Genomic DNA, 19,598 nt, shown 5'->3' with positions numbered 1-19,598 from the left:
CCCCACGCGGTTTGGTCTCGGATCATGACGTTGAGAAAGATCGGCAGGCACGGCCTGTCCTACTTCTCTTCCACTTTCTTCGCTTCCTGTTTTTCGGCCAGCTGGCTTTCTTTGCCGACCAGCCACATCACCACGTAGTAAAAGACCGGCGTGAAGACCAAGCCGAAGAAGGTGACGCCGAGCATGCCGCTGAAGACCGCGACGCCGAGCGCGTAACGCATTTCGGCGCCGGCCCCATGTCCAAACAACAGCGGCGCGACCCCCAAGACGAACGCAAAGCTGGTCATCACGATCGGGCGCAAACGGGTCGTACAGGCCTCGACCGTCGCTTCCATCAGCGGCAAACCATCGCGTTCCATACGATCTTTGGCGAATTCGACCACGAGAATCGCGTTCTTACACGCGAGCCCCACCAACACCACAAACCCGATTTGCACAAAGATGTTCAGGTCCATCGGAGTGCCGCTCATGGTAGAGACGACCAAGCCGGCTAGCGCGGCCAACACGCACATCGGCACCACCAAGATGATCGTAAACGGCAGTTCCCAGCTTTCGTACTGGGCCGCCAAAATCAAATAGACCAACACGACGGCGCCCAGCAGAGCCGAGATTGGGTTTTGCAGCACGTCTTTGAACGAATTGAACTGGCTCGCTTGTTCTTGCAGGAACGAGATTTCGGTCCACTCCGCTTTCATCGTAGTCGGCAGCTCTTGTTCGGCCAGACCGTTCATCGTGCTGAGAACTTGTCCGGTACTGATGATCGGAATATTAACGCCGTTGATCACCGCCGCGGGGAAGCCGTTATAGCGGTTGATCAACACCGGTCCGGTGCTGTCTTCAATGGTCGCAATCGTGCCGATGGGAACCATTTGGTCATTTCGACCACGGACCTTCAACTGGCGAACCGATTCGGCGTTGACGCGAAAGCTGGACTCGGCCTGGACGTTAACCTGCCAGGTGCGTCCGAAACGATTGAAGTCGTTCACATAGACGCCCCCCATGTAGCCTTGCAGAGCGCTGAAGACCTGCTCGAGTTCCACGCCCATCGTTTTGCACTTCACACGATCGATGTCAATGTAAAGCTGCGGAGTATTTGCACGGAAACTATTGAACGCCATGACGATGCCCGGCGTATCGAGAGCCGTGCTGGCCAGATGATCGGCCTGAGCTTGCAGGACCCCCAAGCCGTTGTCGCCGCGATCTTCGACCATCAATTTGAAACCGCCTGCGTTCCCCAAGCCGTCGACCGCCGGAGCATTGAAGACCGAGACGCGGGCCTCTTGAATCTGACTGAATTTCTTGCGCAACTCGGCGGCGACATGCATCGCACCGGTCGCTTCCGTCCCACGTTCATCAAACGGTTTGAGCACGACGAAGCCGCCGGCAAAATTAGAGCTGATCGCGTTTTGAATGAAGGACTGACCCGAAACGGCCAGGATATGTCCGACCCCTTCGGTCTCTAGGACAATTTTTTCCACTTCTTGGATGACCGCGTTCGTACGTTCCAGCGAAGCGGCGTCCGGCAATTGCACGTCAAACAGCAAATAGCCTTTGTCTTGCGTCGGGATAAAACCGCCGGGGATCTTCGTAAAGCCGTAGCCGGTCAACGTGATCAAACCAACGTAGACGACCAGCGCGACAACGCTGATTCGCAGCAAGGACGCAATCCCTTTGCCGTAGACGACGGTCGCCCAATCAAAACCTTGGTTGAAGACGCCAAAGATCGCCTTCAAGGTTGAGTTAACGATTGGGGTCGCAAAATAGCCGATGATCGCACCCGGCACAAACAGCGCCGCCATCAACCAATACGGCATGGGCTCAATTTCTCCGGTTGGCCCCTCTGGTTTTCCGCCCAAGAAGAAGCTGCCGATCCAGATGGTGAGCAAGCCGCCCAAGATGACGATTCCCCACCAGGGAAGCGCTTCACGATGATCAATATGTTCTTCGCCCGGTTTGGGATCATGGAAAATCGATGTGGCTCGCGCCGGCGTCATCGTCATTGCGTTCAACGCCGAGATCAACATCGCCGCCGCGATCGTCAGCGCAAACTGACGAAAGAATTGACCGGTAATGCCGCCGAGAAACGCACTGGGGAAAAATACGCTGCTGAGCACCAGCGTGATCGCGATGATCGGACCAGTAATTTCTTCCATCGCATGGATGGTCGCATCGCGCACCTTGTACCCCTTGGCGATCCAGCGCTCGATATTTTCGAGCACCACAATCGCATCATCCACGACAATTCCGATCGCTAACACCAGGCCAAACAAAGTAAGGTTGTTCAGCGTAAAGCCCATCATCGCCATGATCGCGAACGTGCCGACCAGCGACACGGCGACATCGATCATCGGCAGCATGACCGCTTTCCAGTCTTGCAGGAACAGCAGCACGACGATCGCGACCAAGATAATCGCATCGCGAAGCGTTTTGAAAACTTCCTCAACCGACTCTTCAATAAACGGCGTCGTATCGTACGCGATTTCGTACGTCAGCCCGGGCGGAAAGTCGGCTTTCAGATCTTTCATGCGTGATTTGACCAGTTCTCCCACATCCAGCGCGTTGGAGCCCGGCAATTGGAACACGCCCAAACTCACCGAGGCGCGGCCATCGAGTCGGCTTTGCGTGTTTAGATTCTTGGCGCCCAGTTCTACTCTGGCCACGTCGCGAACGCGAGTGATCTGGCCATCGGAACCGGTCTTCACCACGATGTCGGCGAACTGCTCTGGATCTTGCAAACGTCCCAGCGTCGTCATTGTCAGCTGGAGCTCTTGTCCCTTGGGAACCGGCGGTTGGCCAATCTGACCCGCGGCGACCTGGACGTTTTGTTCTTTCACCGCGTTGATGACATCGCCGGCCGTCATGCTGCGGGTCGCCAGCGCATCGGGGTTCAGCCAGATTCGCATGCTGTAATCTTGCTGACCCAAAATCGCGACGTCGCCGACACCGTCGAGTCCGGCCAACTGATCTCGCACTTGAATCGTCGCATAGTTGCTGATGAAGAGCTGATCGTAGTCGGCTTTCCCCGATTCCGGGTTGTCCTCGGCGACCAATGTGACCGCCATCAAGATATTGGGGGATTTCTTTTTGGTCGTCACGCCGGTCGCTTTGACCACGTCCGGCAACAGCGCAACCGCTTGGGAAACGCGGTTTTGCACGAGCACTTGGGCCATATCGAGATCGGCGCCGAGCGCAAAAGTGACCGTCAGCGTGTAGCTGCCGTCACTGGCCGATTGCGAAGACATGTAGATTGCGTCTTCGACGCCGACCACTTGCTGTTCAATCGGCGCGGCGACCGTGTCGGCCACCACTTGAGCGCTGGCGCCGGGATACGAACAAGTGACTTGCACCGTGGGCGGGGCGATTTCTGGATATTGCGCAATCGGCAAAATCCAGACGCAGATAGTCCCCACCAAGATGATGACGATCGAGATCACCCAAGCGAAAATCGGTCGATCAATAAAGAAGCGAGCCAGCACGAGATGCTATCCTTCGTCGATGTTTAATCGGTCGGTACAGAAGTTGTTCGCAGCTGCAATTGGCTACGACTTCGCCGGCTCCACGTTCTCTTGTTTCGTTTCTTCCGCTTTCGGCTCGGCGGCGTTGGCCGGCGGTTCCTGTAGCGGCTGCAACATTCGCGGGTCAATCGCCGGCGGTTCGTCCATCTTGCCTTCTTGCGCAACGACCGGTTTGCCTGGGCGAACCAGCAGCAGACCATTGATAATCACTTTTTCGCCTGCTTTCAGACCGCTGGTGATGACGCGATCTTTTCCCTGTTTCGTGCCAAGCGTGACCTGACGTCGCTGGGCGTTTCCCTTGTCGTCGACGATGTAGACGTAGCGATCGCTTTGATCGGCGCCGATCGACGAATCGGGAACGAGAACCGCATCATACGGGCGCCCCGAAGCGACTTTCACGCGAACAAACATCCCCGGGGCCAACGCTTCGTCTTTGTTGCTGATTACCGCTCGAATGCTGATCGTGCCGGTGCCAGCATCCAATTGATTGGAGCCGAAGTCGACGACTCCCAGTTCGGGATAAATCGTTCCATCAGCCAACGTGATCTGGATCGGGATTTTTCGATCACGCAACGGGATATGGCGCATGTCCTGGTCGGCGACCCGCTCTTCCGTAAACCGTAACAACGCGAGTTCATCGACATCAAAATAGATGTATGTAGGATCGACCGAAACGATCGTCGTCAGCAAGGTCGGCAAGCCTGCGCCTCCTTGCACCAGATTCCCTTTCGTGACGTAAGTACGGTCGATGCGCCCGTCGATAGCGGCCGTGATCGTACAGTAGTCGAGATCGACTTTCCGCGCCACGGCTTGGGCTTCGGCCGCTTTGACGGCGGCGTCAGATTCGTTCACCGCAGCGACGCTCTCGTCATACAGCTCTTGGCTGATAGCTCCGCTGCCGACCAATTTGTCGTTACGGGCAAGCGTCGTTTTCGCTAATTCATATTTCGCTTTGTACAGATTGGTGTTCGCCACCGCCTGATCGTACTGCGCTTTGTAAGTGCTGGTATCGATCAGAAACAGCAGTTCGCCCGCTTTGACCATGGCGCCGTCGTTGAATTTGACGGATTGCATATAGCCGGAGATCTTCGCGTAGACATCGACCGTTTGCTCGGCTTCGACACTACCGGTGTACTCTTCGAAATCGATGACTTTGCGTTGGATCGACTCGGCCACCGTCACTGGCGGAGGCTCGGCCTTCGGCATTTTAAAACCGGGTCCGCAGCCGACGGCCAGCAGAATAACAAGAGACGACGATATTCGGGTGGTTAATGCCGCGGGTCTCATCTTCGTCCTTCAAGTGGTGTAACTCTTCGCAAACTATGACCGCTCGAGCCCCGAGCGAACATCCACGTATTATTGCCGACAGACCCGGCCCACTAACAGTCGCAACTCGTTGAAAATCAGAGAACTGAAATTCAGAAAACAAACAAAGTCGCTTGCAGTCATCTTCGGACTACGCCATCGTTAATCTTTGCGCAAGCGGAACTACTTCACGGAATTCGCTCGCCGCCGTAGCGAATATAACGACAAACGGATTTACAAGTCTAATTAATATAAGTGATGACCACTTCGTTTGACGCCAACGCATCGGAGAATAGCTGTTGCAACTTCGGAAAGACGTCCAATAAGCCTTCGACTTCTTCGAAGGTCCAGCCCCCAGGATGCGGCTCTGGGTAGATTCCCGCTTCGTTAAAGGCCTCGGCCGAAAATCGTTCGCGCAGATCCTCGATTGACAGCGGCTTGAGCGCTTCGACAATCAACGCAATCTCGTCGCGATCGAACCGGCGAGCCGGACCATACGAGGCGTCGAGCAGCGTGGGAATTCCTCCCATCACCACGCGAAAGAGCGGATCTTCCGGATCGGCGTCCGGCTCCAGCGACGCGTCCCCCGTCAGCAGAAAATGAAGTGCGTGCCAATCTTTTTCTAAATCGACGCGGGTCGGATCCTCTTGCGCGCGAGCGAACGCGGCCAAGATCTCTGGACCGTGGAGCGCGATCGCTTCGGGATCGCTCATCATTTGGGTCATCGCCCCCATATCGATCCCCGGCATGCTGCAGAGATAGGCGACCCCCTTCTCCGAATCTTGTTCTAATTCGGCCAATTCGACGGCCGGAAGTCGGCGATAGGTGCAGGACATTCCCATGCGCGCAATCCTTTTGGGATAGAAGTAGTCGCCCGGCGCTAAGCTGACCACCAATAGAAGAAGCGCCGTAGGACGAATCTAAAGCATCATGCGGCGACTGTCACGCAGATTTTGGTTGTTTCACCGCGCCGAGCGATCGTTTGGCTGCGCGTTCAACCAATACCGCTGGGTCGCCGCTTCCATTTGCTGCGGACCTCGATAGCGAGTTTCGGTCCGCTCGCCGCTGTAACGATCGGCCGGATCTTGCACGCCCAGTTCGCAAAACCAGGCGACCCCGTACTTTTGCGCCACGGCTATCGCAACCCCGGTCTGAAAGCGATCGTCCGGATAGATCGGCACATTCAACGCATGCAGCGACCACTGCGCCGCATCCAGCCGGTAGGGTCCCCACTTGGATTCGTGCAAGAACGGCTGCAATCTCTCTGGCAGCGCCTCAGCCGCCGCGGCGTCAATATAGAGATCAGCCCGCGAGACGTGCGACGCATACAAAGCCCAACCGGGCCAAGCGTCGCAGTATCCCAACGGCTCAAGCAGCGGAAAAAATACCACGAACAACGTTGTGACAATCCCGATGGCCCGCCGCTTGTCTGGCGGCGCTGGGACCGGTGTTTCCGTATCTGACTTCGTAGCCAGCGGCCAGAAGAGAAGCGGCGCCTGAATCAAAAAGCAAAAATTCCAGAGCAGCACGCCGGGCCAATGATTCAACCCCAGCGGACCAACCACCAACAGCAGCGCCATGTGCATCACCACCGCGATGATTACGCCAATCTTGCGAGTCTTGGGAATCGCCAACAGCACGCCAGCGATCAATTCACCAAGGGGAAAGAGCAACGTCGCCGTTTGCCGAGCCGTATCGGTCAACGCTGCTTTTGCGCCGAACCAGCCAAGCAGCACCTCCAAAAATGTCTGCCCTAGCTCGGTCGTAAACGGAGCGTTCAACTTGGATGCGGCCGAGTAGAGATAGATGCTGATCACGATGATCCGCAACAGTCGCATCGCCAGCTTCGCTTCGCAGGTCGCCAACACGATCGCCGTAAAGATCAGCTGATACGCCCACGGCTGAAAGCGATGTTGATCGAGCAGGCAACTTACCGTGATACAAGCGGAGACCGACCAGCCGGCCCCGTATGCAAAGCGATGGGGAAGCAGCAGCCATGCCGACAATGAGCCGACAATTCCGATCGCCAGCACATAGTCGATCGACGCCGGCACATGGATCAATGCCGAGAGCGCGGGCACCTGGGGAAAATCAGTTTGCGGCAACCACAATTTGTAAGACGTGCCGATGAGCAACAAACCGACCACCGCCAACAGCCGCCGATACAGACTCAAGCGAAATTCCAGCTGCACCTCGTTCGACGACTCGCTCACGTTAGCGCGTCTCCAAAAAGACGATTCGGCAACCGATCATCCGCTTGCGCAGCAACTTCACCGCGTCACCGCTCACCTGCGATCCCGAGAGGGTCAACAGCTTCAGCGCTTTGTGGGCGACCAGTCGCTCGACGCCGGCATCGGTCACCGAAGTTTCACTCAAATCGAGCTCTTCCAGCTTCTGCGCTGCGTCCAAGAGGGCCAGATGCTCATCGGCAATCGCGGCGCCGCTCGTCGAAAAGTCGACCGTATGCAAACGGCCGCTCTTCCGCAGGCGCAGCTTGGCGCCCAGTTGGCGGAGCGTGTCGATAAGTTCGGTCGGATCGGCGTCAGGCATGGCGTTGCAACGAACAAAAAAGTAGGTCTAGTTGTATCGTAGTTCGTTTTCCCGCCGCTGAACATGGAACCGCAATGGCCGATCGTGACTGGAAAGTGCTGCACCAAGACGAGCATCTGATCGTGCTCGACAAGCCGAGCGGTCTGCTCTCGGTGCCGGGACGCGGCGCCGACAAATACGATTCGCTGGCGGTCCAAGTCGCGGCAGATTTCCCTGGCGCTCGCAATGTTCATCGGCTCGATCGCGACACCAGCGGCGTGATCGTGATGGCCCGCGACGCCGAGTCGCATCGCCAGCTAAGCCGGCAGTTCGAGCAGCGGGAAACCAACAAACGCTATATTGCGATTGTCGCCGGCATCGTGAGTGAAGAGGCGGGCCAGATCGAACTGCCGCTGCGCAAAGATTTTGAGCATCCCCCGCGGCACATGGTCGATGTCCAACTTGGGAAGCTAGCGCTCTCTCACTGGCAAGTGGAAGCGCGATACGAAGATTCGACGCGACTCTCGCTGATTCCCCAAACCGGCCGTAGTCATCAGTTGCGCGTCCATCTACAAGCAATCGGCCATCCGATTCTGGGTGATCCTCTTTATGCACCGGAAACAATTCAAGCGGCGGCCAACCGCCTGATGCTGCACGCAATCGAACTAGAAATCACGCATCCCGCCAGCGGAGAGCGGATGCGGTTTGTGGCGCCGGCGCCGTTCTGAGTCGTCCTACGGTTCTCACCATGAGGGAATTTCGAAATCGGGCTGGGGAAAATGTGTCTATCGATAGTCGATAGGCTGTCAGTAGGCTGTTGATCGCGTGTCGACAATGTCGATAGCCAGAAAATGAGCCCCTGGAAGGGAGCTTGTCGGGCGTCCCTCGCTCGGCATTTCGGTCGAAAGTGCCAGGATTTGTGAATCATTGAACCTCGAAATCCGGCCGGGGATAAGTTGTCGATGCTCGGTCGACAGCCGGTTAATAGAGCGTCGATAGATCGCGTAAAGCCAAGGCAAGTTTTACGTTACACAGGAGGAGGCTTCGCTCGACTTGAGAAATTTAGCGGATTTTTTCGCCAAAATATGGCGGTAATAGCGGCCTAGCGAGACTAGGTATTGAGAGATTTTGCGTTGCTTGGATCTGCAAAACGGCGGCGAGATTGGTTATATCTAGACGCTTGCAGCCGCTTTTCCTTCGCTGGCGATACGGGCTACGAATTGAAAGCCCCCCTATTCGGTATTTTCGCGCCAATTGACATGCGGATTCAGCCGCACGTAAAATGGCGGGTTTCTCCCTGGGCGTGAGAGATCGACAGGGAGGGGTGATCTATTTCTTGTTCGCGGCCAGCGCCGCAGTAGGAGACCTCATTGGAAGAAGCGATCCAAAAAGCAGATGTTCTGATCGAAGCGCTCGGCTGGATTCGTCGGTTTCGTGACAAAATCACGGTCATCAAACTCGGCGGCAGCGTCATGGAAAATCCCGACGCCCTGCGGCATGTGCTGATCGACATCGTCTTTATGGAAACGGTCGGCATGTGGCCGGTCGTCGTTCACGGCGGAGGCGCGGCGATTAGTCGTGCGATGGCAGCCGCGATGATTGAACCCCGCTTCATCCATGGTCGCCGCTATACCGACGACGCGACGCTAAAGATTGTCGAAGAAGTTCTCGCCGGCGAAATCAACGAAGATATCGCCAACAAGATCGAAGAGATCGGCGGCCGCGCGATGAACTTGAACTTCAAAACCACCAACGTGCTATTCGGCGAAAAGATGCAGTTGGCAGGTCCCGAAGGGGAATCGCTCGATCTGGGGCATGTCGGCACGGTTACCCGCGTCGATCGAACCACGATCGAAAACCTCTGCTACGCCGGACAAGTACCGATCATCCCTTCGATGGCGATTGACGAAGCGACCGGCCAAAAACTGAACGTCAACGCCGATACCGCCGCCAACGCAGTCGCCGAAGCGCTCGGAGCCGAGAAGTTGGTCTTTTTGAGCGACGTCAACGGCGTTCGCACCGACAAAGACAACCCCACGACCCTGGTTCACTCGCTCAACGGCGAAAATGCCCGGTCGATGATGGCCGATGGCCGTATCGACGCCGGCATGATCCCCAAGGTTGAAGCCTGTTTGCAGACGCTCGACCGCGGCGTAAAGAAGATCCATATTATTGATGGCCGCTTGCGTCATTCGCTGCTGCTTGAGATTTACACCAACATGGGCGTCGGGACCGAAATCGTCCATTAAGCTGCGTCGCGCGAACTTTATGGTTTGCGGTCTGTCCCTCTGCTTTCCATTTTTATCCGTGCCTGGAGGCCAGATTGATGTCGACCACGCAAGACCGATCCAACGTCGGTCAACTTAGCTCGGCGGATACCGCCGAGCTATTCAAGCAATACGTCGTACCCAACTACGGGCGATACCCGGTCAGTCTGGTCCGCGGCGAAGGCTCGCGCGTTTGGGACGCCGAGGGCAAAGAGTATCTCGACTTCTTTCCCGGCTGGGGCTGCAATCTGTTGGGGCATTGTCCCGATACGATCGTCGCCGCCGTCCAAGAGCAGATCGCGACGCTGATTCATGTCCCCAACAGTTGGCTGATCGAAGCCCAAGGACAATGGGCCAAATTGCTGTCGGAACGAAGCTTCGGCGGCCAGGCCTTCTTCTGCAACAGCGGAACCGAAGCGAACGAAGCGGCCATCAAACTAGCGCGGCTGCACACGCCGCCGCAGCGCTACAAGATCATCACCTTCCAAGGCGGTTTTCATGGGCGCACGTTTGGCGCGACCTCGGCGACCGCTCAGCCCAAGTATCACGAAGGGATCGGTCCCCTGTTGGCCGGTTTCTCCTACGCTCCGTTTGGCGACCTCGAAGCGGTCGCGCAGCTGATCGATGATCAGACCGCAGCGATCATGGTCGAGCCGATCCAAGGCGAAGGGGGCGTTCGCATTCCGCCGGAAGGTTTCCTCGCCGGTCTGCGTAAACTGGCCGACGAACACGAACTGCTGCTGATCTTCGACGAAGTGCAAACCGGCTGCGGACGAACCGGACATTGGTTCGGCTATCAGCATTTTGACGTGACTCCCGATATTTTGACGTTGGCGAAAAGCTTGTGCGGCGGAGTCGCCGGCGGTGCGTTGCTGACAACCAAAGAGATCGCTCCCAGCTTGCGTCCCGGCATGCATGCCGCGACCTTTGGCGGCAACCCGATCGCCGCCCGCGCCGGCATCGCGGCGATCGAAATGATCGAACGTGATAACTTGCTGGAAAATGTCGCCGTGCTCAGCGAGATCTTCCGCGAGCGAATGACGGCGCTGCAGGCCGAGTGCGATCTGATCCAAGAGGTCCGCGTGATCGGCATGATGATCGGCGTCGAACTCGCGATCGAAGGGGCTCCGGCGGTGAAAGCCTGCCTTGAGAAAGGACTGCTGATCAACTGCACCCAAGGCAACGTCGTAAGAATACTGCCGGCGATGAACCTGACCCCTGAAGAAGTTCATCAGGGATGCGATATTCTGGTCGACGTCATCAAGAACATGGCGCCTGCCTCCTAAGCGAACTCCATTGGCAGATCGCCGCGGTCTTCTTTCACACCGCGGCAATTTGCTTTTCTCCTCTTCCGTGATTGGCCGACAAGTTCTGGCTGTTCCGATTCGAAGCGAGCACTGTTATGCGAAACCTAGTCTCCCTGTTTGATCTTTCGACCGCCGAAATGGAGTCGATCTTCTCGATCGCCGCCGACCTGAAAGCGAAGCTCGCCCAAGGAATCCGCGAACCGCTGTTGCAGGGCCAGGTCATGGGCCTCTTGTTCGAGAAGCAGTCGCTGCGAACTCGCGTCAGCTTCGAAACCGGCATGGCGCAGCTAGGCGGATCAAGTCTCTTTTTGGGAGAAGATGTCGGCTGGGGAAAACGGGAAGCTCCGCAAGATTTCGGCCGCGTCATTAGCCAGTATCTCGACGTGATCGTCTGTCGCGCCAAGTCGCACGACAAAGTGACGGAACTTGCGACGCATTGCACCTGCTCGATCATCAACGGCTTGACCGACCTGTTTCATCCTTGCCAGGCGCTCGCCGACTTGATGACGGTGCAAGAAAGCTTTGGCCAGCTGAAAGGGTTGAAGATCGCCTACATCGGCGACGGCAACAACGTCAGCCGCAGTCTGGCGCTGGCCTGCGCCAAGATGGGCGCCGAGTTCTCGATCGCTTCGCCGAAAGGTTACGAACTCGACCAACCGTTTCTGGTTCGCGTCGATCAAGCCTGTCCTGACGCGGTCGTCCAGCAAACCAACGACCCGTTTGCAGCGGTCCACGGCGCCGTTGCTGTGTATACCGATGTCTGGGCCAGCATGGGTCAGGAAGCGGAACAAGCGAAACGCGAAGTCGACTTCGCCGACTTCCAAGTCAACAAAAAGTTGATGGACGCCGCCGCTAAAGAGGCGATCTTCCTCCACTGTTTGCCCGCCAAGCGAGGGCAAGAAGTAACCGACGAAGTGATGGACTGCGCGACTTCGCGAATCGTCGAGCAAGCCGGTAACCGCATGCACGCCCAAAAAGGGGTGTTGGTTTGGTTGGCCAATCAAAACGGTTAGTCAATCGTAGGCCGTGCCTGCCGCCGCGCTGCGAGATACGCGAACCATGCAGTTTGACAACACGGAACATCCCGTTCGACAACGCTTCCGGCAGGCACGGCCTGCCCTACGATAATCCCCCACGAAAGCAATTATGGCCCGCCACGACGGACGAAAAGCGAACCAGCTGCGCGAACTGAAAATCAAACGCCGCTTTACGAAAAACGCCGCCGGCAGCGTGCTGATTCAAACCGGCGCAACCACCGTGTTGTGCACCGCTAGCGTCGAATCGAGCGTTCCTCCATGGCTGAAAGGGAGCGGCAAAGGTTGGATCACCGCTGAGTACAACATGCTCCCCGGCAGCACGCCCACCCGCAAGTCGCGCAAAGTGGACGGCCGCACCACAGAGATCCAACGTCTGATCGGCCGCAGCCTGCGCGCTGTCGCTGACCTAGAAGCGCTGGGCGAGCAGATGATCACCGTCGACTGCGATGTGCTCGACGCCGACGGCGGCACGCGCACCGCCAGCATCACCGGCGCATTCATCGCGCTAGTCGACGCGCTGCAAACGATCGTTTTGCCGGACCCCAAAAAGTTCCCGCTGGTCGATAGCGTCGCCGCCGTAAGCGTCGGCCTGGTCAACGGCGCCGGAGCGCTCGACTTGGACTACATCGAAGATGTCGACGCCGCCGTCGACATGAACGTGGTGATGACCGGCAGCGGCAAGTTTGTCGAAGTCCAAGGGGCAGGCGAAGAAGCGACCTTTACTGAAGAAGAGCTGATGAAGCTAATTCAGTTGGGCAAACATGGAGTGAAAGTGCTGACCGAAGCCCAGGCGAAGACGCTGGGAAAGAAGTGGCTTTGGTAGGTTGGGTGCAGCAGAGCGAAACCCAACATTGGGTGGGACGATTAACCGTTTTGGGGTAAACCCCCAAGCCCAAAAGTCGGCTCTGCGTTATCCGAAAAATCGATTCAAATCTAACTTGAGTTCCTTGTCTCGGATGTTCAGTGAGACGTGCGAATCGCCGGGAATCAACGTGGGCGGTAAGCCGGATTGCATATCGGTGAAAGCGTAACGCTCTAGACATTGATCCGAAATATTTACAATCCAATACTCTTGCACACCGGCCGTTCGATAAATATCAGCCTTCGCTCGATCTCTTTCGAGCGACGTATCAGCCACCTCAATCACAAGTCGACAGTCAGCGCCGCTGGGATGGCGATTGCGAAAGTCAGCGTGCACGCCTTGAACGATCGCAATATCCGGTTCCGGTTCACTTCGCTCAGAAGTAACGGGAAGTTGGCACTGGCAGAGCCAGCCCTCCGGCAATTCACGTAAGAAGAACTCGTTGAGTAGGCGAACGAAGAAACCGTGGATGGGCCGCTGATTCATTTTCTCGACAATCCATCCTTCGAGTAGCTCAACGCGATCCTCCGGAGTCAGAACACCAATCTCGCCGAGCTGATGATACTGCTCGACCGAGAATCTTCGCAGCGGCAACGGCGGCGCGACCGGCGTATTGAGCTCAAGTTGTGAAGCCATATTCTGCTTTACGTTCCCAGGGACGAATTTGATTCTCGGCGACAAAAGTCCGTATAGGAGACAATCCAATCACCAACCGTTGCTTCGATCGCCAGATGCAGCCGCCACGACATCGGCTGAAAGCTTATCCGTATTATGAGAAGTCTATCCTACAAAGCAAGAAAAGCGCGTGCCGAGTTTTGTCCAATGAGCGCGGGAAGTCACGAGACTCTAAGTTCATAAGTATAGACAGGGAATGAACTTACAAATCCGCACGCTATCAGCAACGATGGACCATTCTCTGATTGAACTTCGATCGAACCACAGAAACTCTCGCCAATCCTCAAGAATACAGTTCTCCGTAAATCAACATGTCGAGCTCGTTTGATTTCTGAGCCGGGATGACCGGATATGAACTCGTCCACCATCAATACTGTTTTCGAGTATTGAAGTAATATTGAAGCCGCGCCTAATTCAAGATTTCAATTGCTCGTTTCGTCATGCTTAACTGACACTACAAATGAGGCGGAACAAGTTCCGCCTCATTTCATCTATTTGTGACGTTTCACGCGATCTTACACGTCCAAGTTCCGCACATCCAGCGCGTGCTTCTCTATGAACTCGCGACGCGGTTCGACCTTGTCGCCCATTAGCACGCGGAACATGTCGTCGGCCGCGCTCAGGTCTTCCATCGTCACTTTCAGCAACGTACGATTGGCCGGATCAAGGGTGGTTTCGCGGAGTTCCTCCGCGTTCATTTCGCCCAGACCTTTAAACCGGGTGATCTGTTGTCCTTTTTCGCCGAACGCGCGAATTGCCGCGACCAAGCCGCGGAGGTCTTCGATCCCTGATTCCGATTCGCCGCGACGCAGTTTGTAGCGCGACTCTTGCAGGCCGGTTCGCTCTTGCGGGATGAGCGATTGGATGTCGAAGCCCATGCCGTTTAGTTCGTCCAACTGAATGTTGATCGTGCGAACTTCGTGCAGTTCGGTGATGTGCGGAATCTCAGCCGGGTGGCCGTTTTCTTCCGCCTTGTCAGTCGCGTCGGGCGCAGACTGTTCCCCTTCGGCCGCCGCAGTTTCTTCTCCGTCGGCCGGCACTTCGGCAGGTTCGTCCGATTGGCTCTCGGTGACCAGGCCCTTCTCGACCAGGTATTCGTCCAGTTCTTTGCGGGTTGTAAACCATTCTTCGGTGATGCCGAAGACCAGATGAAACACCGGCAGCTTCGAGGTAACCGGATCTTGGCGAACCGCGTGGATTTTCAGCGAGATGCCGCGGCGCTCCAGTGCGATGATCGCTTCTTCGAGCGCGGCTAACGAACGACAGAGACGCTCCATCTCGTCGCCGATGATTTCGCGGCCTGACTCATCGACAAACGACGCGTCTCGCAGACCATTTTCCAGCAACCGCGTCTTCATCTCTTCTTCGGTCTGGATGTAGGTGATCTGCTTTTTGCGAGTCACGCGGAACAACGGCGGCTGCGCGACGTAGACGTGACCGCCGGAGACCAGCGAATACATCTGGCGATAGAAGAACGCCAACAACAACGTCCGAATGTGCGATCCGTCGACGTCGGCGTCGGTCATGATGATGACCTTGTTGTACCGGCGTTTGTGGATGTCTTGTTCTTCTCCGATTCCGGCGCCGATCGCCTGAATCATGCTTTGCACTTCTTCGTTGGCCAGCACTTTATCTTCGCGCGACTTGTAAGCGTTGATGATCTTACCTCGCAGCGGCAAGATCGCCTGAAACTCTCGCAAGCGTCCCCCTTCGGCCGAACCACCGGCCGAATCCCCTTCGACCAGGTAAAGTTCGCAGATCTCCATATCACGGCTGATGCAGTCGCGCAGCTTACCGGGAAGTCCGCCGCCGCCGAGCGCGTTCTTGCGGCTGCGCATCATTTCGCGAGCTTTCCGAGCCGCTTCGCGCGCCTGACTGGCCAAGACCGCTTTGCGAATAATCAGCTTGCCGATTTTCGGATGCTCTTCCAGATACTTGCCCAGGAAGTCGCCGACCGCAGAGTTGACGATCCCTTCGACTTCGCTGTTGCCGAGCTTGGTTTTGGTTTGCCCTTCAAACTGCGGATTAGGAACGCGGAGTGAAATCACGCAGGTCAAACCTTCGCGGAAGTCGTCGCCGGCCAAGGTCAAATCCTTGAGCAGGTTTTCCTTTTTAGCGTAGTTGTTCAGCGTGCGCGTCATCGCGGTTTTGAAACCGCTGACGTGCGTTCCCCCTTCATGCGTGTTGATGTTGTTCACGAACGAATGGAGGTTTTCGGTGTACTCTTCCGAGTATTGCAGCGCGATGTCGAAGCCGACTCCTTCCGAGATCCCTTCGAGCGAAATCACTTCAGAGTGGAGCGCGGTCGAAGCGCGATTGAGATGCTCGACATATTCGACGATGCCGCGCTCGTATTGGAACTCGCCCCCTTCGTCGTTACGCTCATCTTTGAAGATGATCTTCACGCCGCGGTTCAAAAATGCGAGCTCTTGCAGACGTTTGTAGAGCGTGTCGTAGTTGAATTTGCTGACGTTAAAAATCTGGCTGTCGGGCTTGAAGCTGGTTTTGGTTCCTCGCTTCTTGGTCGCGCCCCCTTTGCGGATCGGTCCTTGCGGAACGCCGCGCTGATACTCTTGCTGCCAGATTGAGCCGTCACGATGGACTTCGACTTCACACCACTCGGACAGAAAGTTCACCACCGTCACGCCGACTCCGTGCAGACCGCCGGAAGTTTGATAGGCGCCCTTGGAGAACTTGCCGCCGAACTTCAGGACCGTCATCACCCCTTCCAGGGTCGAAACGTCGCGGCCGACTTGCTCGGTCAGCTGCGGGTGAATCTCGACCGGGATGCCGCGGCCGTCATCTTCGACCGTCACCGAATTGTCGTTATGAATCGTGACGGTGATCGCCGAGGCGAACTCGGCCATCGCTTCGTCAATCGAGTTGTCGACAACTTCGTAGACCAGGTGATGGAAACCGCGGGCTCCGCGATCGCCGATGTACATGCTCGGGCGTTCGCGCACGTGCTCTAGATCGGACAAGTGTTCGAGGTCGCCGGCGCCATATTCCGAATTGGCTTTGGCCATTTCGGTTTGCTTGGCGGCTTCTTTGTTTTCGGGTTCAGAGTCAGGCAGCGGTTGAGTCGATTCTTCAGTCATGGAAAGTCTAATCGTTTCTACTAGAGAACGTCCTTGTTCGGAAGGAAGTATGTCCGAAGCGCCGAATGCGTCACAAACTGCGACGCGTGCGCTGATTAATGGATGCGGCCAACCTTGATGCGAATCTCCTCGATTCGACGATCCGGCAGCGCAGTTTGAAGTTGTTTCAGGATTTCACGTTTTTGGAAGCTGATCGCTTGCGAGATCGCCGAGTTCTCGACCCAAACCTCCAACTTCCCGCGATTGATGTTGCCGGCGCGACTATGCGCAGCGAACTCTTCTCCAGCCGCTTTGCCCCACGCTTCTTGCAAAGCGTCGGCCGATTGAACCTGGGCGTACCCGCTGCGAGCCATCAGCCCGGCGACCAGGTCACCCATGGCTTGCGGTCCGCGCTGGCCAGATCGATCGTCACGTCGTGGTTTCATGTGTCTCTTTCACAAGTCGGCAAGCCGACCAGGTTGCGTCCTAGCGATCGCGAGCCAACGGCATGACCACATAGTCATAATTGTCATCGGTCGAGAAGAGAGCGGCGCTGTCGGCGTCCTGCAAGTTCAACGTGAACTGCCGTTCGCCATCCAGCACTTTGTAAAAGTCAGCGACATAGCGATGATCCATCGTGATTTCGACTGGGTCGCCGTCGTATGCGATCGGAAACTCGACGTGCGATTGTCCGACTTCGGCAGTCGTGCTCGACAAGACGGCCGAACCGCCTCCAAAGGTAAAGTCAATGCCGCGACTTTCGTCCGACGCGACAATCGCCGCTTGTCGCAGCGCGGCGAACGCCGGGCCAACCGTCAGCTCGATCGCTTTGGCGTCTCGTTTTTCCGGCAACACATCTCGCCATTTGGGGAAACGCCCTTCGACCAGGCGAGCGTAAATCGTTGCGGCGCCGACCTTGACCAACACGTCGTTGGAGCGAGCCGCGATTTGAACGGTCGCTTCCAAGTTGGTCAGCGCCTTCTCGATCAATTGCATCGCGCGAGCCGGTACAATCGTCATGACTTCGCTGGCGCTTCCATGACCTTCAATCGCGACGGCGGGTCCGCTCATCTTCGAGAGTCGGCGGCCGTCGGTTGCGACCGCGGTCACTTGATCGGCTTCCATTTCCAGCAAGATGCCCCCCAAAGCATACCGACCGCTTTCACTATCGGCGGCGAACAACGTGCGACGAATCAGTTCTTTCAGCGTGCGAGCCGAGAGTTCGTGGTACTTCGATTCGGTGAACGAATGGACCGCCGGAAACTCTTCGGGGTTTTCGGTCGACAGGGTGAACTTGCTTCGCTCTCCCTGGACGATGGTCCCCCCTTCTTCGCGAGTGATTCGCAGCTTCTCATCACTCACTTCCCGCAAGATCGACCCAAACCGCTGGACCGGCAAGACAATACTGCCGGGAGCTTCGACTTCGACTCCAGAAACCTCAATTCGAACGCCGACTTCCATATCGGTGGCCATCATGATAGCGCCGCTTTCGGTTGCGTCGAGTTTGATGTTTTGCAAAATCGGCTTCGGACTACGCGAAGGCGCAACGGCGGCTGCGGTTTGAAAGGCTTGCTGGAACTGTTCCCGATCAAATGTGATTTTCATTGGCTCGCCGGTTCTCTTCTGTAATATCTTTTTAAATGTAAGCAGTAGTAGTAAGGCGACGCTTGCGATCGTTGATACTTGCCGCTCGATCGCACTTTCGACTCGTAAATATCCGAGTCGGATCGCTCTACTACGCGGTGGATAAGTAGGCGCGAAAGCGTTTTTTTCGCGGCGCTAGCATGTCTCTAAACGTCGTGTTGCTAGCGACGAATTTTCGCCTGTCGCTAGCTGCCGAATCCATCAACATTGCGCGCCGCTTGCGCGCCAGGTTTTCCCCATCGCAACTTCGAGGTTCGTGATTCATTGCGCCTGCCGTTGAATGAGCCGTTCGAGTTCGTCCAACGCCGACTGGGTCGCCGCTTCTCGTTTTCGCCGAGTTTCTAACTTCTGAATCGAGTGCATGATGGTCGTGTGATCGCGCCCGCCAAAATGCTTGCCGATTGTGGCGAAGCTCGACTTGGTCAACTTGCGGGCGAGATATATTCCAGCATCGCGGGCCGCGACGATCGATTGTCTACGCGACGGACCGCGAAGATCGGTGATCTTGACCTGGTAATAGCGCGCCGCCGCCGATGAGATTGCTTGTAAGGTCGGCGTTCGACCGGTCACCTTCGCCGAGATAAATCGTCGCGCCGCCAACGAATCGATACGCCGCATTTTCCCCAACTGCGGCGCTGCGCCAAACTCGCGAGCAAACAGTTCCAACAGCATCCCCTGCAACTCTGGCAAATTAGTGGAGAACGCCTCGGCTAATTGTTTGGCGGCGGCCGCAGTCATGTCGACTTGGTGCTGCATCGCAAAATGGAGCGCCAACGCTTGACGCGTTGCGGCGCTAGGGGGTTCGACCGGCACCAGCAAACCAGACGAAAGCCGACTGACCAAACGCCGCGTCAACGAGAAATTCTCGAGCGGATTGCCCACGCAAGTCGCCAACACCAACCGATCACTAGCGATCAATTCATCAAGCCGCAGCACAAGCTGCTCTTGCGCTGAAGGGAAGTTTGCTAGCTCATGTAAGTTGTCAATTAGCAGCGCATCGACTGATTGCCACATCGACATGAAATCGACAGGTTCTCCACGACGTGCGGCTGTGGTCACCATGCGGGAAAAGTCTGCGCCCGTTGTAGTTATGACTTGAGAATCAGGATGCGACTGTTTCCATCGCGCCAGCAAACCGGCCGCTAAATGGCTTTTGCCGGTCGCCGTTGGGCCGTAAAAAACAACCGGATTCCAGGGGGGATGGGGGTGATCCAGCGCCTCGACAGCGGTGCGGACCAGACGATTTTCGGGCCCACCCAGGAAACGGCGCACCGCTCCACCTGGCGTCGTCTCGGTGGACGAGCCATCCTGCGCACTAGGCGCCCAGGGTAAACCGATGGCGAAAACGTCCGTATTCACCGAGACTCCGTTGACGGCCAA

At 56.6% G+C, this 19,598-nt stretch carries 15 protein-coding genes; 5 read left to right on the top strand and 10 right to left on the bottom strand.

All coding sequences use genetic code 11. From position 1 onward, the window contains the following. Positions 1 to 59 precede the first annotated feature (59 nt). The 5 genes from M4951_RS00075 to M4951_RS00055 form a co-directional block, all read right to left on the bottom strand. Entirely contained in the window at positions 60 to 3,476 is a 3,417-nt protein-coding gene (locus M4951_RS00075; RefSeq protein WP_262024441.1) for an efflux RND transporter permease subunit, read from the bottom strand. A gap of 63 nt (positions 3,477 to 3,539) precedes the next feature. After that, positions 3,540 to 4,721, bottom strand: a complete 1,182-nt coding sequence (locus M4951_RS00070) for an efflux RND transporter periplasmic adaptor subunit (protein ID WP_262024440.1) — start codon at positions 4,719 to 4,721, stop codon at positions 3,540 to 3,542. Positions 4,722 to 5,062: 341 nt separating this feature from the next. Further along, positions 5,063 to 5,662 carry a YfbM family protein gene (locus M4951_RS00065; RefSeq protein WP_262024439.1) on the bottom strand — a complete coding sequence of 200 codons (600 nt, stop codon included), beginning with the start codon at positions 5,660 to 5,662 and terminating at the stop codon, positions 5,063 to 5,065. A 120-nt stretch (positions 5,663 to 5,782) separates the two neighbouring features. Further along, a complete protein-coding gene (locus tag M4951_RS00060; RefSeq protein ID WP_262024438.1) occupies positions 5,783 to 7,033 on the bottom strand; it encodes a hypothetical protein in 1,251 nt (416 codons plus the stop codon). Position 7,034: 1 nt separating this feature from the next. Beyond that, positions 7,035 to 7,370 carry a hypothetical protein gene (locus tag M4951_RS00055; RefSeq protein WP_262024437.1) on the bottom strand — a complete coding sequence of 112 codons (336 nt, stop codon included), beginning with the start codon at positions 7,368 to 7,370 and terminating at the stop codon, positions 7,035 to 7,037. Positions 7,371 to 7,405: 35 nt separating this feature from the next. On the opposite strand from M4951_RS00055, the gene M4951_RS00050 reads away from it, so the two are divergent. From M4951_RS00050 to rph, 5 genes are all read left to right on the top strand, one after another. Then, the gene (locus tag M4951_RS00050; RefSeq protein WP_262026971.1) at positions 7,406 to 8,077 is read left to right on the top strand and encodes an RluA family pseudouridine synthase; all 672 of its coding nucleotides are present in this window, start codon (positions 7,406 to 7,408) and stop codon (positions 8,075 to 8,077) included. Between the two features lie 642 nt (positions 8,078 to 8,719). After that, on the top strand, positions 8,720 to 9,598 hold the full coding sequence (argB, locus tag M4951_RS00045) for an acetylglutamate kinase (protein WP_262024436.1): 879 nt from the start codon (positions 8,720 to 8,722) through the stop codon (positions 9,596 to 9,598). A gap of 77 nt (positions 9,599 to 9,675) precedes the next feature. Next, on the top strand, positions 9,676 to 10,902 hold the full coding sequence (locus tag M4951_RS00040; protein ID WP_262024435.1) for an aspartate aminotransferase family protein: 1,227 nt from the start codon (positions 9,676 to 9,678) through the stop codon (positions 10,900 to 10,902). A gap of 116 nt (positions 10,903 to 11,018) precedes the next feature. Continuing rightward, positions 11,019 to 11,936: an ornithine carbamoyltransferase gene (gene argF / locus M4951_RS00035; protein WP_262024434.1), complete on the top strand. Its 918-nt coding sequence runs from the start codon at positions 11,019 to 11,021 to the stop codon at positions 11,934 to 11,936. Between the two features lie 133 nt (positions 11,937 to 12,069). Further along, positions 12,070 to 12,783 (top strand): ribonuclease PH, encoded by a 714-nt coding sequence (gene rph / locus M4951_RS00030; RefSeq protein WP_262024433.1) that lies wholly within the window; start codon positions 12,070 to 12,072, stop codon positions 12,781 to 12,783. 87 nt (positions 12,784 to 12,870) lie between these two features. Here rph and M4951_RS00025 read toward each other — a convergent pair whose 3' ends face one another. The 5 genes from M4951_RS00025 to M4951_RS00005 form a co-directional block, all read right to left on the bottom strand. Beyond that, positions 12,871 to 13,458 carry a Uma2 family endonuclease gene (locus M4951_RS00025; RefSeq protein ID WP_262024432.1) on the bottom strand — a complete coding sequence of 196 codons (588 nt, stop codon included), beginning with the start codon at positions 13,456 to 13,458 and terminating at the stop codon, positions 12,871 to 12,873. 554 nt (positions 13,459 to 14,012) lie between these two features. Then, the gene (locus M4951_RS00020; RefSeq protein WP_315985750.1) at positions 14,013 to 16,595 is read right to left on the bottom strand and encodes a DNA gyrase subunit B; all 2,583 of its coding nucleotides are present in this window, start codon (positions 16,593 to 16,595) and stop codon (positions 14,013 to 14,015) included. Positions 16,596 to 16,690: 95 nt separating this feature from the next. Further along, complete coding sequence (locus M4951_RS00015) at positions 16,691 to 17,020, bottom strand: DUF721 domain-containing protein (RefSeq protein ID WP_262024431.1); 330 nt, start codon at positions 17,018 to 17,020, stop codon at positions 16,691 to 16,693. 40 nt (positions 17,021 to 17,060) lie between these two features. After that, positions 17,061 to 18,179, bottom strand: a complete 1,119-nt coding sequence (gene dnaN / locus M4951_RS00010; protein WP_262024430.1) for a DNA polymerase III subunit beta — start codon at positions 18,177 to 18,179, stop codon at positions 17,061 to 17,063. A 300-nt stretch (positions 18,180 to 18,479) separates the two neighbouring features. Next, complete coding sequence (locus M4951_RS00005; protein WP_262026969.1) at positions 18,480 to 19,490, bottom strand: DnaA ATPase domain-containing protein; 1,011 nt, start codon at positions 19,488 to 19,490, stop codon at positions 18,480 to 18,482. Positions 19,491 to 19,598: the final 108 nt, after the last annotated feature.

The sequence above is a fragment of the Blastopirellula sp. J2-11 genome (assembly GCF_024584705.1).
GTDB lineage: Bacteria > Planctomycetota > Planctomycetia > Pirellulales > Pirellulaceae > Blastopirellula.
Note: the sequence above shows the minus strand (reverse complement) of the source record. Positions and strands in the feature narration are given on the sequence as shown.

Excerpts from the sequence above, each read along its gene's own strand:
- M4951_RS00025 (WP_262024432.1), bottom strand. The coding sequence starts at position 13,458 with ATGGCTTCACAACTTGAGCTCAATACGCCGGTCGCGCCGCCGTTGCCG.
- M4951_RS00020 (WP_315985750.1), bottom strand. The coding sequence starts at position 16,595 with ATGACTGAAGAATCGACTCAACCGCTGCCTGACTCTGAACCCGAAAAC.
- dnaN (WP_262024430.1), bottom strand. The coding sequence starts at position 18,179 with ATGAAAATCACATTTGATCGGGAACAGTTCCAGCAAGCCTTTCAAACC.
- M4951_RS00065 (WP_262024439.1), bottom strand. The coding sequence starts at position 5,662 with ATGGGAATGTCCTGCACCTATCGCCGACTTCCGGCCGTCGAATTGGCC.
- M4951_RS00055 (WP_262024437.1), bottom strand. The coding sequence starts at position 7,370 with ATGCCTGACGCCGATCCGACCGAACTTATCGACACGCTCCGCCAACTG.
- M4951_RS00070 (WP_262024440.1), bottom strand. The coding sequence starts at position 4,721 with ATGCCGAAGGCCGAGCCTCCGCCAGTGACGGTGGCCGAGTCGATCCAA.
- rph (WP_262024433.1), top strand. The coding sequence starts at position 12,070 with ATGGCCCGCCACGACGGACGAAAAGCGAACCAGCTGCGCGAACTGAAA.
- M4951_RS00040 (WP_262024435.1), top strand. The coding sequence starts at position 9,676 with ATGTCGACCACGCAAGACCGATCCAACGTCGGTCAACTTAGCTCGGCG.
- M4951_RS00015 (WP_262024431.1), bottom strand. The coding sequence starts at position 17,020 with ATGAAACCACGACGTGACGATCGATCTGGCCAGCGCGGACCGCAAGCC.
- argF (WP_262024434.1), top strand. The coding sequence starts at position 11,019 with ATGCGAAACCTAGTCTCCCTGTTTGATCTTTCGACCGCCGAAATGGAG.